The organism is Morganella sp. GD04133 (genome assembly GCF_029835375.1).
Lineage (GTDB): Bacteria > Pseudomonadota > Gammaproteobacteria > Enterobacterales > Enterobacteriaceae > Morganella > Morganella morganii_B.
Window position 1 is genome coordinate 1 of record NZ_JAODZS010000042.1, and the last position, 15,031, is coordinate 15,031.

The window sequence follows — 15,031 nt, forward strand, 5'->3', positions numbered from 1 at the left end:
GTTTCAGCACTGAAAGAGGCGTTCAGAGGTGAAATGCCGGCGGTACCAAAAACCGTTCAGACAACCGGCGACTCTGCAGTTGATGTCATGAGCCAAAAAGCTGTAACGGAAGCCATCAAGGGTATCAAAGTTCCCGAAATAAAAGACGCATCAACGACAGAAAAAGGCATCGTGCAGCTTGATGATGCGCTCAGTGAATCGAAAACAAAGGCGCCTACATCCAAGGCTGTTTCTGATGCACTGAAAAATTCAGCGAGTGTTAATCTATTATACCCCGTCGGAATTGTCGTGTTTTTTGCTCAGAATAAAAATCCGAATACTTTATTTCCCGATACAAAATGGTCTTACATCGGTGAAAATAAAACTATCCGGCTGGCAAACAGCAGCGGCGATAATATTCGGAGCAGTGGCGGTAGCGATAATGTCACATTAACGACATCACATTTACCAGCACACAGTCATAGTTTTTCCGGGTCGACATCGAGTTTTGATTACGGGACGAAGACGACAAATACAACTGGTAGCCACTCACATGGAATTGCGACCGGTCGTGAATTTGGTGCGAATAATATGCCTGTTGGTGATGGTAAAAATACATATAGAACGAGTACCGAATCCGCCGGTGATCATAGTCACACCGTTGCAATCGGAGCGCATACACATACGTTTTCAGGCACCACGGGAAATGTAGGTAGTGGGTCATCTGTATCAGTGGTTAATGCTTATGTTATGCTGATGGGGTGGTACAGAACTTCTTAAAAATAGAACAGAGCCATGCCAATTTTAGGTGATGGTATGGCTTAATTATTTACATGTTGAATTTAATTTTTCGCTCTATCACTTTTTGAAAAACAAAATCTTTAACCTGATGCGCTACACGATTTAATTCCCGTAATAATTTATTTTTACTTATATCTTTTGATTCTGTTTTACGATGAATCCTGTTGTTTTCTAATAAACTTGGAAAGTTTGCATCTGTATTATTAAATACAAAGTCCTGAATGCATAGCGCAGGTAAGGACTGGCAGGCAATATACTTGTCATCGAGTAAAAAATCATTGAACATATCATGATCAATAGGGTTTTTTAGTGGTTCCGTAGTTATTTTATTCAACAAATAACGAGCACCTTTATTTGTAATGATATAACCAGCAGTGCCTAGGTTCTTGCTGTTGAGACGAAATATATTAATGTTATTGTTAATTCTAATGACTGGATTAACAGAGGTCTTTACTTTTTCACTTGATTTTTCTATTTTAATAACATCAAGTTTATTTGAAACCCAATCATATGATGACAGCGCTTTTTCTGATTCTTTTGATAGATAAATATCATCTTCAAAAATTCCAGCTACAGTAATATCTTCATCAATTATTTTTTTCCACAGAGTGATATGACTTAAAAAACAACCCTTTTCACCGGGAGATAAATTAGGATTATCAAATGTCACACCCAATTCATCAGCGACATGTAGTTGTGTTTTATTTATAGCGTTAAAAAACTCAAAAGGTATATTTTTTCCTGAAAATTGCTCAGTAATATGTGCTCTTCGTTTTTCATTATTATCACGTAAACTGATTACAAAATTGTTCATTTTAGTGTTTTCACCATAGGTTAGTTGCTTCACAATATCATACCACATGTTCCCGCATGCTATTGATATCCATGTATACAATAACGCAGCCTCATTGTGAAGATAAGATGTAATTGCTTGAAATAAAAAGTATAAGCAATGAATTTAAAATCCCTCGGCCGCAAGGCTGTGCGGGTTCAAGTCCCGCTCTGGGCACCATATAGAAATTCATTGAGTTTTCAGTGAGTTAGAGTTAAGAAAAGCCACCCTTGCGGTGGCTTTTTTGTGCCCTGAGTCACACTTCACTATATAATTTCACTATATTCTCTCCTTCAAACTATCTTTTGCTGACCACCGACAACAGGAACAACTACCACATTTCTGTCATACTGGGCTGTTTTGTAAGTATCCCGGAAAAAAGTCCCATTCACTTTCAGAGATCTTCATCCATACTGATATGTACCCTGAGGAGATCGCTATGCGCAAAGCCCGATTTACTGAACATCAGATTATCGCCGTTCTGAAATCCGTCGAAGCCGGACGGATAGTCAAATATGTCTGCCGTGAAGTCGGTATATCCGAAGCCAGCTACTATATCTATGGACTACCTCCGTTTTGCAAGTACTGAATCAGGTTTTAGGTTGTTGCTTACATCTATCCGGCATCAGAAATATCTGTGCCCAAATGGGTAATCCGCACACAATCGCCTCAACAACCGGACGACCACGAAGGCCAATATAGTAGTCAGGTTCCGATTGTGCAGGTTCAACCTGTGGCCATTTTTCAATACTTTGCAACTTTTAAAGGTATGCTATTACACTGCCGGTCTGTACTCTGTTTCATTGTGAAGAATTGACCAAATAATTCTGGCATTTTTATTGGCGACTGCAACGGTCGTTTTGTTAAATCCTCGTCGCTCTTTTAGCTGATTAACCCATTGATTTAAATAACCCTCATTATTATTTGCAGCCACTCTAACGACTGCCCTGGCTCCATGAATAAATAAGGTTTGCAAATGCTTGTAGCCTTTTTTCGTCATATTCATCAGTACCTGCCTGTCACCACTCGAGTGCTGTCGTGGAACCAGACCAAGTCATGCGGCAAAGTGACGACCATTTTTAAATTCAGTTCCTTTGCCAATCGCGGCAACAACAGCTGTTGCTGTTTTAGGGCCAATGCCTTTAACTTTGGCAATGCGCTGGCAGGCTTCTGATTGCCTGAACACAGCATCAATTTCTTTATCAAAAAAGCGTATACGACGACCAAGATCGTTAAAGAGATCATAAAGTTCTGCAATCGTCCTGCGCATTCTAACGCTAAGACCATTTTCAACATCTTCAAGAATAAGCGGAACAGCACGACGAACTCTTGAGACTGCCGCGCCGATTGTTATTCCCCGATCAAGCAGCAGTCCCCGGATTTGACAGACTGTCGCAGTGCGGTGATTAACAATACGCTGTCTTGCACGGTGCAGAGCCTGAATATCCTGCTGTTCAGGGCTTTTGGGTGGTACGAACTGCATTGTTGGCTGCATCAGAGCAATTGCGATAACCTGTGCATCATTACCGTCATTTTTTTGCCCGCGGACAAAGGGTTTTACATACTGAGGGCTGATCACTTTGACCTTATGTCCCGGTTTTTCGAACTCACGCTGCCAGTAAAATGCGCCCGTGGAAGCTTCCACTCCAGTCTGATATTAAAAAATTAAAAGATCTTGAAGAGGAAAACCGGCGTTTAAAACAGATGTTTGCTGACCTGAGTCTTGAGTGCCGGGCTCTGAAGGATGTTATCGAAAAAAAGCTTTAAAAACAGCGGTAAAGCGGGAGCTTGTCAGTTACCTTATCGAACAGTATTCGATGAGCATCCGTCACGCCTGCCGGGCCTTATCGCTGAGCAGAACGGTGTATTTTTACAAACCGGATACCCGGCGGGATGAACCGGTGATACAGGCGCTGACAGAGGCGGCAGAACGTTATCCCCGTTACGGGTTTAAAAAGCTGTTTCAGATCCTGCGCAGGCAGGGCAACGGGTGGAATCATAAGCGCGTTCACCGGATCTATTGTCTGCTGAAGCTGAACTTTCGCCGTAAAGGCAAACAACGTCTGCCTGTACACAATCCGGCACCACTGGCAACGCCGGAGGCACTGAATCAGAGCTGGTCGGTTGATTTTATGCATGATGCGTTAATCTGCGGCAGGCGTTTCCGGACGTTCAATATTCTCGATGATAAAAGATAAAGGAAGAAATAAAAGCTGGGCTGAAACAATGGTTTTTCTTGAGGCAGAGAAGCTGATATATGAAGCTAACCGGGTATCAATGTTTCATTTGTCAGACAGTTTTGCCCGCATGGATTTTGTAAAAGAAATTAAGGATGTGGTTGAAAATCAATTTGATATTGCGCGTAAGGCAAAATCTGATGAAGAATGTATACAGTGCGTCCGTACATTGAGGCAGGAAACTGAAGCACTGAAGGAACAAGACTGGCAATTACGTTCCAAAGCAGCACAGCTTTATGCCAAAGTTGAGTTTGTCAGAGAAAACAACAAAATTGTCGGATACATTATTTCAGCGGTGAGTGTTGTAATTTCCGGTATTGAAGCCTATGCCGGAGCAATGATGATATCAACGATGACTCCGATCGGTGTCTTAGCTGGTGCGGTATTAGTTGTTGATGGTATAAATGGCATAACACGGGAAGCGATTAATCAGTGGCAGGGGGATATGACATATTCTGAAGGGATTTTTGCTGATGCTGCCATGGAAGCGGCTGAATTTATGGGGTTCAAAGCAGAGACCGGTTTCGCGTTCTATAATGCGCTATCTTTATCCGCCGGCATTTATGGCATTTTAGGGTTAACATTAAGATCCGGAGCCCGGCGGTTATTCAGATGGATTCCGACTGATTATTATCGGAAGGTCAGCAAAATGAACCGTCCTAAGCTGGCAATGAGAATAGCGGGTTTTGGATTGAAATCTAAAGTAATCTTTGATTTGATATCTATAGATCAAAATGACTGAGTTTTATCTTTTTTCCGGTATTTCCAGGCTTTATATCCCAGAGGTACCGGAAACGTTAGTGATATAATGAATACCCCGGCAAGCAAACCAATACCACCACCAATAATTTTTGATTCAGAACCCCAAATCAGTAATGCTATAAACACGATGGCAAAAAAAACAGAGAACCATAAAAATATTTTAAATCTGTTTGCCAGGTCATTAATGGCTTCCGCAATCGAACCACCATGCATACGGGTATTCTCCGTTATTTTATCTAACTCTTTCTGTGTGAACCCTGTTTTTTTTAACTCATCAAAATCAATATTCATCAGCCGTTCTTTCCCCAAAAATTGTTAGTTAGTAATCATAAAAAAATCCGTTAGTGAATGCCAGATAAATAGTCCGGAAAGGCAAGCAAAGATAGAGGAGACTTGTTTTTTAAGTATAAACACGTGATTCATATGAAGCATATGGTTTAAATATGATGTTATACATAGCCAGATCTGATAGACCACTGAAATATATACTGATGCTCTCAGGCATGTCAGCTGACAGAACAAATAAATAATTTTAAATAACGATATCTGGTTCATAAAATTGATATTTTCATATAATCTGTTGGTTTATAACAAAATTATCCGGGATTTAAAATTCCTCGGCCGCAAGGCTGTGCGGGTTCAAGTCCCGCTCTGGGCACCATATAAGAATTCATTGATTTATCAGTTTATTAGCGTTAAAATGGCGCGGACTTTATGGTCGATTTTTTTGTGCCCTGGATCACACTTCACTACTGTTTTGCTATTAACTTTCGCTATTAATCCCCTTGTTTTGTTCTGTTTTTGGCCGCCGACGACCGGAATAACCTGAATTTTCCTGTCATATCTGACTGTCTGAGTAATGCTTTTATGCCCGGATATTGTTTGTTGCTCCTGCAGCGTTCCTTCCATTGCCATGAAATACATTGCTGACTGCAATCATGATAAGCGGGCAATACGAGAGACAGAACCACGGTTCATTGCTAAATAGTTATAACGTTTATAACAAATTAGCCCGGTGAAAATGCCGGGCGGGTAAAATTATTTATCAATAAGTAATTTGTATATTAACTCCCACGATAGGTAGAGTATCCATATTGGCTTAATAATAGTGGTATATGATAATGCTGGCTTGTATCCTCTATGTTGAACTCGACAGGAATTTCAGGGAAAAAGCTATTTAAATTGTTACTTTTAAAATAATCACCAGTTTTAAATGTAACCCTGTATATTCCTTTTTCTTCATTGATATTGTCTGGCCAGAGTTTTTTTATTCTACCGTCATTATTTGTCTTTGCAGTGTTCAAAACATGCCAGCGTTCGCCTTGTTTTTGCTCCAGTACTACGTTGACGTTGCTTGCCGGAGTCCCTGATTGTTGATTCAGTATATGCACACTTAAAAGGTCAGAAGCAAAACCTGTAACGGGTAAAATTAATGAAGAGTATAAAAAGACTGATAATATATTTTTTTTCATTAAATAATCCTATTGTATTTGCGATATTCGCTGGAATTATACTATTTTTATTGGCTATATATCCTTACAAAAGGATTACAATTTTGTCATCTTGAATATCAGCGATTATAACTAATCAAATTATTAACATGCGTTAAATATGAGTTTATATGTGATAGCCGGCGAAAAAAAACGTGCAAAATAAAGTGTACACTGCGCAGAAAAAAGAATGCCAACTGAACCGGACAGCTGCATATAAAACAGCAGGGGGATTAGGTGAGGGGGATAACGCCTGCGCAAGTGCGGGTCAGTTATAGTCCGCTACTGTGCTGATGAGTTTTTAGGAATGGTGAACCAACGATGCGGAAAACCCGGCAATAATCAGCTTCCCGCAGAATTATCCGAATATGCTCTCACGATTATCCGGAAGCATTTACTTATGTTTATATTTTGCGATAATTTCGGATAAGATGCTAACATAAAGGAACTATAACATGAGTAAATTACAGCTATTGGTAATAGGGTTAATGTTTGGATGCACAACGGGAAGTGCTTTAGCATCAACCAGTAATGAAGGTTATTATGGTGCTGCGAGACTTTCTAAGGTATGGCAAAAAGCAGACAGTATGGATACCAGTAGCAGGCCTGGTATTGGTCAGTTTGTCTCTGGTGATGATAAGGATGATTTCTATAATGCATCACTTGCTGCGGGTTATCAGTATGGTAATGGCTGGAGGACAGAAGCTGAGTATACGTTTAATAAAAAAGCAGAGTACACCAGTGGTTCAACGGCTTTTCCGGCTAGTTTTAATCACCATAAAACAGAATCACAGCGTTTGATGTTAAATGCTTACCGTGACTATGAAATTTATCAGGGAATTTCTGTTTATGGCACTGTAGGTATCGGTATTGCAAAAGTGAAATCATCAGGATGGCAAGGGAATACGACACGCCAATATGCTGGTAATACCGATACTAATTTAGCGTATTCTCTTGGTGCAGGTTTCAGCTATGAGCCTATCGACAAACTTAATTTTGACTTAGGTTACCGTTACGTCGATTTAGGAAAAACTGAGAGCGGAATGAACCGTTTTGCGAATGCCCGGGGCTTACAAGACGAACAAATGAAAGCACACCTTAAATCACAAGAACTTACATTTGGCATCAGATATTTATTCTGATATTTTTATCGTGTTTACCTCATCGGTTATGTCATGAGAATAGCTAACTTTTGTTAGCTATTTTTGATTGCCGCTGCCAGAATTATATTTAATGTTGACCATTCGATTCAACGACCTGCCTGTAAACAATCAGACCTGACATGCCCTGTCACATACCAATAAAAACATTATTGTTAATAACACTTCTATAAATATAGACATATCTGTTTTGCAGGATTCGGTGACATTTTAAACTTACAATAACAAGTGAAATCAGGTCCACGCAAAAAATAGACTAAACCCGCCAAAAGCAATACTCATTTCCGGGCAATATGCCCGCTTATTTTGTCTCTTATTTGTTATCAGAAAACCGGAAGCGGTTTCGGCGTGATTCTGAAGCAGCTGCGAGAAAAAAATATTTGAGATGATAGAAGACGGGTATAGACAAGAATTTGTTCCCGAACTCTGTAATGCTGGCGATAAGGTCAGAACATTATAACCGGCAGAGTATGAGCGTTGTGTTATGGCTCAGATTGTAATATCCGGCACCGGAATGTTGCGGGGGCCGGTGTTTTCTGAAATGCTTCGAGACACGTAATTTTTTCAGTCAGATTCTTTTTTTCATCACGGGATAATAAATTAACAGAATTATCTGTGATCAGCGCGGAATGGTAATAACGCAGTGCTGCTTGTAAATTCCCGCCGGAGAGTGTACAGCCACCGGGGTTATTTTTATTGTCTGTCAGCATCATAAGATTTGCATCGGTGTAATTAATGATCATTTGCGGTGACGGATAACGAAGCAAATTCTCAGAAAAGAATTTGATTGCGGATATGTAATTTTTATTGTGTATAGCATCAAATGCCAGGTCGTTAAACTCTGAAAATAACGAATTATCCGGCGTGATTTTTGCTTGTCTGAGGCTGGAGATCACCAATTTTGTATTCACTGCATCCGATGGGGAACGTAGTACAGCCGGACTGGTATCAGCGGAAGCAGAAAGGAATATGCTGCACAGAAATAGCACCGAAAATAACGGTTTCATTATACAAAAATAGCCTTTTATTGATTATCTTCTCTTAAGATTAATCAATTAGTAATCTTATGTAAATATCTGATCACCAAGTTAATTTATTTTATTATTCTTATGTGAATTATACCGAAAAAAAAGAAATGGCAAAATAAAAAGGTAGAAATGAAAATATTATGCGTCTGATTTTGGTCAGTCATGGCTGTGCAAATAATATATAATGCATAATGGTATTTATATTGAAAAACGGAATAACAATACAAAGCCAGAGGTGTCAGATGGATAATACATCACCGGATAATGCTCAGATCCGGGAGTTTGTGGATCGCTTAAAAACAGTGACCGGATCACGCTTTTTCCATTATCTGAATGATAAACAGGTTAAAACCACGTGTCTGATGTGCGGGTATAATGGCAGGCAGGTTATAGATGAAACAAACTATACAACAGCGCAGGACAGGCTGGATAACAAACCTCCGCATACGTTTGTCACATTTTATTACCACACTCCGGGAATTCCGGCAGACAGTATAAACCATTATTATTATCGTCTTATCTGCGATAACTGTGGTTTTGTTACTCAGCACAGCGCCAGATATGTCATAAACTGGCTTGATGAAGAAGCACGCCGGGAACAACATCTGACGGATGCTGAATGGGTAAATATGCCGGAACAGGCTATTACAGAACCGGACGAAAAATAACTGCACATATCATACCGGGCGATAACGTCCGGTTTTTTCTTTTCTGTATTCCGTTGACTGCGTTTTTAATCACCATCTTCTTGCTCCCTCATCAAAATATTGTGATTTTTAAGAACTTTACTTTACCTTAACAGCAAGGTTCAATGTCATACGCAGAATTACCTGCAGGAAAAGGTGAGCGGAGGATATATGGAAGATGGTTTAATGGTTATTGCAGGACTGGCGCTTATTGCCGCTGCAGCCGGTTTGGTAAAGCCTTCTCTGGTGGGTATGAAGAGTCGTATTGGTGCAGTATTGGGTTATCTTATTATCTTCATTATTTTTTTAGTACCCGCATTAATACTGATGCCGGACTGATAAAACAATATCTGAATTGTTCAGATATTGTGGAGAGAATTTTATTAAATGTAAATAAGGTAAAGTTATTCTTCATTGCATTGACCTTTCCCTTAGGTCAACCTTTATGATTGATTCCATCAACCAAATACAAAAAAGGAATTAATCATGAAAAAAACACTTATTCTCACTGCTCTGTTATCCGGCGTTATGACATTCGGGGCAATGGCAAATCCGGTATTATTAAGTGGTGATATGCATGCTGTTACCACTCCGGTGCAGAAAGAGCTGGGTGATTCTATGATGCGTATGCATGATGATATGGCAAAAACATTGTCTGAGCAAAATGCGGATATTGCCTTTGCTGAAGGTATGATTGCTCATCATAAAGGGGCCGTTGAAATGGCACAGATTGAACTGAAATACGGTTCAGACCCTGAGATGCGTAAGTTAGCTCAGGAGATTATTGATGCTCAGGGGCCGGAAATAAAGCAGATGCAGGATTGGCTTAAAAATAATAAGCCAGCAAAGAAATAAGTCGTTAATAATAATCGCGGTATCTCTTTTCAGAGGTGCCGTTTTTGTGTTACTGCCTTTAATTTTATTTATTAAATTCCATTCAGATCGCAAAAAAATATTACGGTGCTAAAAAAAACACAACTCCGGTAGACAATACTCGTTTAAGAGCATATTAAATATCCCGTCAGCTGATAAAAATTAATTCAGTATAAGATTAAATCCCCTGCATTGTTATCAGGTTAAATTATTTAAGAAAAGGATATTCTATGCCGGATCCGGAAATTATTGTATTTTTTACAAAACTTCAGATGTCAAAAAAAATAACGGATTTTTCCCGTCAGCAATGGCTGACAGATGCGGCAGGTCGCGCGAAACAACTGTCGCTGACAACACATCCTTTTGCTTTTACACATCCGGGAGCCCGCAAAAATCGTGATGGCAAAGTGAGAGCGGTGCTGGCGGAGGTCAAAAAGAAAAATGATGGCTTTCTGCGGTCCGGTAATGTGGTTGTTCCGCCGGATGCTGAAGGTAATGCGGCTGCACTGGAAATATATACATTCCTGATGCTGAAAATTCAGGATGGAAAAACATTACTGACACATTTGTGTGAAGAAAGTGAACTGGCAAAGACAATTCTCAGCGGAAAAGATTACCGGGAGCTGCGTGCCGGTTTTTTGCAGATATTTTCCGGGAGCGGAATACCGGCAACACACGCAAAAATAAAACAGGTTTTTTTTCCTGTACCGGATAAAAAATGCAAAGCGGGTTATCATTTACTGTCAGTACTGACGCCGTCCGGATTATTATCTGAACTGTACCACCGGTTTGGTATACGCGGTGTATTCTCAGGTCCGTCTGTTATTATTCATATCGGCGGGTCTAAACCGCAAAATATCTCTGCGCTTAATATGCGTAACAAAGGAAAAGCCTGTTTGTTGTTATCAGTCCCTCCGGGAACGGTCAGTGCCAGAGGACATTACCGTGGTCATTAATTATCTGCTGCTGAAAAATATCCTTATCCGGAATGCCAATGCGCTATCCGGTGCATTGATAGTTGGTTTTCCGGCTGTCACAGCCTGGCTTGGATTTGTTCATGCGCTTGAGCGAAAAATGAAAAAATGCGGATTTTCGTCAGTCAGGTTTAATTATGCCGGTATTATTTGTCACCACTGCCATTTACAACTGTATGCAGAGCCCGGTGAAATGGTGTATTCCGTACTGAACAGCCGGAAACCCCCGGATAAAAAAGGCAGAAACCCATCACTGACTGAGGAAGCGTATTGTCACCTCAATGTGTCACTGTTTATTTGCGGTGAAAATATAAAAGATAAAAATGAGGAAGTTATCACTGCAATACCGGAGGCAATAAACATGCTGAAGATTGCCGGGGGGATATTACCGATTCAGGCAGACAGGAGACAGGTATCTTTCCGGATAATAAACAGAGGTGGTGTGAATTACAGCAGCGTATTGCACCGGGGTACGTATTACTGGAGCGGCGGGATGTCATGATAAATGCCATGAACAGCGGAATGGATGCAATGGCGGCATTACTGAAATATACCGCTGCTCCCGGTACGGGGCTGATCCCGGTCGTCACCGGATATCAGGGGCTTTCTCCGCCGGGAACAGTGGAAAATGCCAGGTCAGAAGGCATACCTCACCGTTTTGCGGAAAGTGTTATCACATTAGGGGAATTCCGGCCGGTGGATAAATTACGCCATCCTTCGGATATGTTGTGGGGTTATCACTACTTACCTGACGAGGATCTTTATTTGTGTCAGCAGGGAAATCACCATTAAACGGAAAAGAAAAAATGACCGGGTACAGAAATATACCGTCGGTTTTATCCTTTTCGAAAAAACTGATCCCTTCTGACGGTATTTTTTACGGCGCATCACAGCGTCCGGATTCACCGGTTATTCCGCTGAAAATACAGGTAAGAACGGTCCGGGGAACATCTTCGTTTCGCCGGAAAAACCGGGAAACAGATGAAAAAACGCCCGGACAAAAAATTTATGATCCTAATATTCAGTATATGGATTACTGCATGCTGGGAGCTGAACAGAATGTACTCATATTCCGGTTTTCACTGAAAATCACCGGCGGGCTGAAATATCCGGCTGCCTGCAATAATGAAACCTTTCGGCAGCGCTATCAGGCAGTAATGACGGATTATCTGGAAAGAAAACAGTGCCGGGAGCTTGCAGGGCGCTATGCACATAATATTGCCGGTGGTCGTTTTTTATGGCGGAACCGGGTTGGCGCAGAGCAGATCGATGTGATTGTGGATAATCTCAGTGCGAAAAAAAACCAGCAGTGGGTATTTGATGCACGGAAATACAACCTGCGTCATTTTGATCAGACGGATAATATCGTCAGTGATCTCGGGAAACATATTGCCGCCGCACTGAGCGGTGATGATGGCGCATTATTGCTGGCCATTACCGCCAGAATGATAACCGGAAAGGGACAGGAGGTTTATCCGAGCTGTGAATTTGTGGTCAACAAAAGAAAGCGCGGAAAAAGCCGGATACTTTGCAATGTTGATGGTATTGCGGGGATGCATTCACAAAAAATCGGTAATGCTTTGCGCTCGGTGGATACCTGGTATCCGGCTTTTTCTGAACCATCCGCAGGAGGGGGAGCGATCGCTGCCGATCCCTTTGGCGCAGTCACCCATCTGGGGGCGGTATTCCGGCCACCGGGGTCAGGGCAGGATTTTTACACGCTCTTTGAAAAATGGGTCAGCGGGGAAAAACTCACTGAGCATGAAGAAAGTTATGTCGTGGCAGTGTTAATTCGTGGCGGTGTTTTCGGCGGCGGAGGGTAAACAGATGCGATTTTATCAGACAATCAGGATCCTGCCCGATGCACTGATATCGGCTGTATTTCTCCGCCAGCAAATCTGGCGGCAACTTCATCTGATACTGGCAGAGAATAAAACCGGTGAAAACGACAGTGCAGTGGCTGTTGCGTTTCCGGATTATTGCCGGGAGCGGCAAACAGCAGGAAATCGTCTGTGTCTGCTGGCCGGGAATTATTCTGCTCTGAAGTCGCTGGCAATTGCTGTGCGGTTGTCTCCTTTTTATCCGTACATCCGGTTAAGCCCTATTTTACCCGTGCCGGAAAAAACGCAGCCGGTCAGCTATGTCCGTCAGCATGTCAAAGGGTTGCGCCGTTTTCAGGCTGCGGGGGCCGGGCGGTTATTTATTCCGGAAACACTGCCGTTTATCTGGACTCAATCTTTGTCAGGCGGCAGACATCACAGGCCATTTCCTTTTTTTATCCGGAAACTTGCGCCGGGAACGGCTGCAGAGGGGCGGTTTACCTGTTACGGACTGAGTCAGAAAAAATCAGAAAATGAGGGAATTGCAACAGTACCTCACTTTTGAGGCCATTTACTGCCACAGCGGCAGCTGAGAAATAATTATGATAAAAAAATAATGCACTGCCGGAAATGCCCCTGTGCTTCAGCAGACAGGGGCGGGCAGCTTACTGTTCCGGCGGAAAGCCGGCCGGTGCCGGCGTGGAAATGTGTGAACCGGGATCAACGGAAAAATGTATGTCGGAGGAAAAACGCTTTTTCGGTGCCAGTTCCCATATCACCCGCACCGGAAACTCACCGTATTCTGTCGGGGTACCGTGCAGATTACCGGTTTTGTCGTTAAAACTCAGACCGATATTGCGCTGGAAATAAATACCGAGGATGGTGACCGCCCGTCCGTCATCCAGTGTTGCGGTGACCGGTGAACTGAATGGTTCAAGCAACCGGGCACGGGCAATGCTGACACGGATTGCCGGTTGTCCGGAAGGTGACGACATTGTTGCAGGAGTCTTATTTTCATGGGAAGTGTTTTGTGTAACAGCCTCTTCTCCTGCAGATTCCCGGACGGGTGCCGCTGTTGCCTGTGACGGAATGTCCTCTTTCCCCGCAGCAAACAGCGCCGTCAGCCCCCAGGGCTTCTGTTCTGCAGATTCCGCCTGTAACGGAGCGGGGATTGAATCTGCACTGAATGACCAGCTGCTATCCTGCAGGGTATCACGGGTTGATCCGGCAGGTGTGTCTGTGGTCAGCGGGGCGGCAACAATGTTATCGCCTGATGCAATTTCTGCCGGTTCCGGGAGTTCTCCGATTACCGGGGTATCAGTGTCATCGGTATCCAGGTCGTCAAACAGCCAGTTGCCGTCTTTCAGCGGATCACTGAGGGCAGCAGGTTCCGGAAACAGGGATTTATCACTGAATACAGAGGCGGTCAGTTCAGTATTGTCTGCGGCTGCTGGCGTAACGGATGCTGCTGCCTCAGGTTCGTTGTATACAAAGGTGAACTCTGCGGATTCGTCATCAGAAAGTGGTGAAAGCTGGTTTATTATCACCGGTTCAGCATATACCGGGGCAGATTCTGTGATGCTGTTGTCAGTCGCTGCGGGATCATCCGGAAGAAAAGCATGCTGACCAAATATTGTGGATAAACGGTCAATTTCTGCAGAAGCCTGTTCTTCTGCACCCGTGGTGTTATCCGTGATAACCGGCTCTTCAGGTGCAGGAGGAACAATGAGGGGGTCCGGTTCAGCAGCAGGCGGAAATACGGTCTGAGCTGTGTCCGGCTGTGAGGCTGGCATATCCGCCGGCGCAGAAAGTGTGCTGTCAGCGAGCGTACTGCCCATCATCATCTGCGGGTTATTGCGTTCATGTTCAGCGCTGGCCGCCGCCAGTGCGGCGGAGACTTCACGGTATTTTACGTCAATCAGGCTGCCGAGGACGAGCAGGGCGGCGCGGATGGTTTCATCATCACACAAGGCCGTGATTTCTGCGCTGCGGACAGGGTATCCGGCCTGTTCAGCCAGCATGGCACAGATTGTCCGCTTCTGATCGGAGGTTATTTCCATTTAACGTTTCCCTTTGTGACTCACTGATTGTCACGGTTTTTAGAACGGAACTACGGAGGCTTCCGCTCCGGCACCGGTTACAGGCCGGGAGTGTTCCCTGAACAGCGGAATGCCGGGAAATTGTCCAGTAATGATACTGTGAAATCCGGCTGCTGAAATATGGGGGAAGTCTGATTGACGCAGAATGACGCATAATAAAATAATGACAATCTTATTAATCCGAAATTATCATTATTTTATCAATAAGAAGAATTATCCCGGATACGCTGGCGGCCCGCTCCGGCAGGAAAAGGTGCGTAAACAGCATATGCAATGTTTTTTCATGATAT

General features: G+C 42.9%; 16 protein-coding genes and 3 pseudogenes. 13 read left to right on the forward strand and 6 right to left on the reverse strand.

The features are described from left to right. A partial coding sequence (locus N7387_RS17945) for a tail fiber protein (protein WP_279800538.1) occupies positions 1-759 on the forward strand: 759 nt, incomplete at its 5' end. Between the two features lie 49 nt (positions 760-808). Here N7387_RS17945 and N7387_RS17950 read toward each other — a convergent pair. Continuing rightward, entirely contained in the window at positions 809-1,627 is an 819-nt protein-coding gene (locus tag N7387_RS17950) for a glycosyltransferase family 25 protein (protein ID WP_279800539.1), read from the reverse strand. Positions 1,628-2,051: 424 nt separating this feature from the next. On the opposite strand from N7387_RS17950, the pseudogene N7387_RS17955 reads away from it, so the two are divergent. Further along, positions 2,052-2,168, forward strand: a pseudogene (locus N7387_RS17955) (transposase); the annotation flags it as partial. 219 nt (positions 2,169-2,387) lie between these two features. On the opposite strand, the pseudogene N7387_RS17960 reads toward N7387_RS17955, so the two are convergent. Continuing rightward, positions 2,388-3,260 (reverse strand): annotated as a pseudogene (locus N7387_RS17960) (IS110 family transposase); the annotation flags it as partial. Between the two features lie 2 nt (positions 3,261-3,262). Here N7387_RS17960 and N7387_RS17965 point away from each other — a divergent pair. Further along, a pseudogene (locus tag N7387_RS17965) lies at positions 3,263-3,801 on the forward strand (IS3 family transposase); the annotation flags it as partial. Further along, positions 3,797-4,591, forward strand: a complete 795-nt coding sequence (locus tag N7387_RS17970) for a DUF4225 domain-containing protein (RefSeq protein WP_279800540.1) — start codon at positions 3,797-3,799, stop codon at positions 4,589-4,591. The pseudogene N7387_RS17965 and the gene N7387_RS17970, both read left to right, overlap by 5 nt. On the opposite strand, the gene N7387_RS17975 is transcribed toward N7387_RS17970, so the two are convergent. The 3 genes from N7387_RS17975 to uraH all read right to left on the reverse strand — a co-directional run bounded on the left by N7387_RS17975 (position 4,579) and on the right by uraH (position 6,083). Further along, positions 4,579-4,902, reverse strand: coding sequence for a hypothetical protein (locus tag N7387_RS17975; RefSeq protein WP_279800541.1), 324 nt, complete (start codon positions 4,900-4,902; stop codon positions 4,579-4,581). The genes N7387_RS17970 and N7387_RS17975 overlap by 13 nt on opposite strands. A 390-nt stretch (positions 4,903-5,292) precedes the next feature. Further along, positions 5,293-5,526 carry a hypothetical protein gene (locus tag N7387_RS17980; RefSeq protein WP_279800542.1) on the reverse strand — a complete coding sequence of 78 codons (234 nt, stop codon included), beginning with the start codon at positions 5,524-5,526 and terminating at the stop codon, positions 5,293-5,295. A gap of 149 nt (positions 5,527-5,675) precedes the next feature. Continuing rightward, entirely contained in the window at positions 5,676-6,083 is a 408-nt protein-coding gene (gene uraH / locus N7387_RS17985; RefSeq protein ID WP_274370843.1) for a hydroxyisourate hydrolase, read from the reverse strand. A 473-nt stretch (positions 6,084-6,556) separates the two neighbouring features. On the opposite strand from uraH, the gene N7387_RS17990 reads away from it, so the two are divergent. The 9 genes from N7387_RS17990 to cas6f all read left to right on the forward strand — a co-directional run bounded on the left by N7387_RS17990 (position 6,557) and on the right by cas6f (position 13,207). After that, positions 6,557-7,243: a porin family protein gene (locus N7387_RS17990; protein ID WP_279800544.1), complete on the forward strand. Its 687-nt coding sequence runs from the start codon at positions 6,557-6,559 to the stop codon at positions 7,241-7,243. Between the two features lie 1,288 nt (positions 7,244-8,531). Continuing rightward, positions 8,532-8,957: a hypothetical protein gene (locus N7387_RS17995; protein ID WP_279800546.1), complete on the forward strand. Its 426-nt coding sequence runs from the start codon at positions 8,532-8,534 to the stop codon at positions 8,955-8,957. A 189-nt stretch (positions 8,958-9,146) separates the two neighbouring features. Next, positions 9,147-9,314, forward strand: a complete 168-nt coding sequence (locus tag N7387_RS18000; protein ID WP_262864560.1) for a hypothetical protein — start codon at positions 9,147-9,149, stop codon at positions 9,312-9,314. 147 nt (positions 9,315-9,461) lie between these two features. After that, complete coding sequence (locus N7387_RS18005; RefSeq protein ID WP_262859742.1) at positions 9,462-9,830, forward strand: DUF305 domain-containing protein; 369 nt, start codon at positions 9,462-9,464, stop codon at positions 9,828-9,830. Between the two features lie 290 nt (positions 9,831-10,120). After that, the gene (locus tag N7387_RS18010; RefSeq protein WP_279800548.1) at positions 10,121-10,804 is read left to right on the forward strand and encodes a type I-F CRISPR-associated protein Csy1; all 684 of its coding nucleotides are present in this window, start codon (positions 10,121-10,123) and stop codon (positions 10,802-10,804) included. Next, positions 10,776-11,324, forward strand: a complete 549-nt coding sequence (locus N7387_RS18015) for a type I-F CRISPR-associated protein Csy2 (protein WP_279800550.1) — start codon at positions 10,776-10,778, stop codon at positions 11,322-11,324. The genes N7387_RS18010 and N7387_RS18015 overlap by 29 nt, the downstream gene beginning before the upstream one ends. Beyond that, positions 11,321-11,614 carry a type I-F CRISPR-associated protein Csy2 gene (locus tag N7387_RS18020; RefSeq protein WP_279800551.1) on the forward strand — a complete coding sequence of 98 codons (294 nt, stop codon included), beginning with the start codon at positions 11,321-11,323 and terminating at the stop codon, positions 11,612-11,614. The genes N7387_RS18015 and N7387_RS18020 overlap by 4 nt, the downstream gene beginning before the upstream one ends. A gap of 14 nt (positions 11,615-11,628) precedes the next feature. Beyond that, entirely contained in the window at positions 11,629-12,645 is a 1,017-nt protein-coding gene (csy3, locus tag N7387_RS18025) for a type I-F CRISPR-associated protein Csy3 (protein ID WP_279800552.1), read from the forward strand. A 4-nt stretch (positions 12,646-12,649) separates the two neighbouring features. Continuing rightward, entirely contained in the window at positions 12,650-13,207 is a 558-nt protein-coding gene (cas6f, locus tag N7387_RS18030) for a type I-F CRISPR-associated endoribonuclease Cas6/Csy4 (RefSeq protein ID WP_279800553.1), read from the forward strand. A 100-nt stretch (positions 13,208-13,307) separates the two neighbouring features. Here the strand turns inward: cas6f and N7387_RS18035 are convergent, their stop codons facing one another. After that, positions 13,308-14,702 (reverse strand): hypothetical protein, encoded by a 1,395-nt coding sequence (locus N7387_RS18035; RefSeq protein WP_279800555.1) that lies wholly within the window; start codon positions 14,700-14,702, stop codon positions 13,308-13,310. Positions 14,703-15,031 lie beyond the last annotated feature (329 nt).